Raw genomic sequence first — 374 nt, 5'->3', positions numbered from 1 at the left:
TCTGAAGAAGCGGATGCCGATTCGCTCGCTTATATCATTTACACGTCCGGTTCGACGGGAACACCGAAGGGGGTGGCTGTTGAACACCGTCAGGCCGCCGCCTTTTTATCCGGGATGCAAGGGCAGTTTCCGTTAACAGAAGAGGATATGATCGTGCTGAAATCATCCTTTTCCTTCGACGCTTCCATCTGGCAATTGTTTTGGTGGACGATGTCCGGCGCCTCCGTGTATCTGCTTCCGTCCGGATGGGAGAAAGATCCCGCGCGGATGATTGAAGCGTTTGCCTCGGAAAAGGTGACGACCGCGCATTTTATTCCGGCGATGGTCAACAGCTTTTTAGATGCGCTGGAAACAGAGCCTGAGGAAACAAGAAT

The 374-nt window shown here is 52.7% G+C and carries 1 protein-coding gene; it reads left to right on the top strand.

Annotation, left to right across the window (positions count from 1 at the left end):
- Window positions 1-374: AMP-binding protein (locus tag Y79_RS01000000120030; RefSeq protein WP_032864782.1), on the top strand; the 374-nt coding region annotated here is incomplete at both ends.

The sequence above is a fragment of the Bacillus siamensis KCTC 13613 genome, assembly GCF_000262045.1.
GTDB classification, from domain to species: Bacteria; Bacillota; Bacilli; order Bacillales; family Bacillaceae; genus Bacillus; species Bacillus siamensis.
The sequence above is the reverse complement of the archived record's forward strand: the minus strand, read 5'-3'. Positions and strand labels throughout refer to the sequence as shown.